The 775-nt window shown below is 80.3% G+C and carries 1 pseudogene; it reads right to left on the bottom strand.

Going from position 1 to position 775, the window contains the following annotated elements:
• Window positions 1–775: pseudogene (locus SSQG_RS42705) on the bottom strand (hypothetical protein); the annotation flags it as partial.

Here is a 775-nt window from a genome sequence, read left to right as displayed (position 1 = left end):
GAGCGGGGCGTCGGGGCCCGGGTGCGGGGTGCTGTTTCCCCGGGCGTTCGACCGGGGGCTGTCGCCCCCGTGGGCGTGCGGGCCCGGAGCGTGGGACGGTGGGCCGTCGGCGGCCGCGGAGCCGGTGGCCGGGTCGGCGCTCCGGGCACCGGGGACCGGCGCGCCTGACGGCCGGCCACCGCCCCCCGCCGTGCCGTGCCCCGGCCCGCCCTCCGCCAGCTGGTCGTCCAGACGGCGCAGGAGCTCGTCGGTGCGGGCCGCGGCCTGTTCACGGTCGTGGGCGAGGAGCAGCCGGCAGTCCTGGCCGTGCCCGGGACGCACATGCGGCAGCCAGCCCAGCCAGGACCACTCGGCGGTGCGCTCCTCCAGGGAGCGGGAGCGGTCCGCGGCGATCAGGACGATCTCCAGCGTGTCGGGGGAGTGCAGCGCGGTGAGCTGCGCCAGCACGGCACGGGTCAGCCCGGCGAGCCGCGCCCGCGGCCCGGCCAGCCCCAGCGCACCGACCTCGCGCAGTCCGGCGGTCACCGGCACCGCGGGCAGCAGGCCCGAGCCGTCCGGCGCCGCGCGGTCGGCCGTACCGAGGCGCACCGCGAGCGCTTCCGGGTGGCCCGGCCCGCGCTCCCAGAGCCGGGGGCCCGGCCCCAGCGCCGTCAGCAGCAGCGCGGCCGGATCCGGCCAGGTCTCCGGCGCCGCCGGCACCACAGCCGACCGCTCCGTCCTGACCGCGGTCGACGCGTTCTCGTACGTCCCGGGCGCGGGACCCGGGTCTTGCTCG

It is taken from the genome of Streptomyces viridochromogenes DSM 40736, assembly GCF_000158955.1.
GTDB classification, from domain to species: Bacteria; Actinomycetota; Actinomycetes; order Streptomycetales; family Streptomycetaceae; genus Streptomyces; species Streptomyces venetus.
Note: the sequence above shows the minus strand (reverse complement) of the source record. Positions and strands in the feature narration are given on the sequence as shown.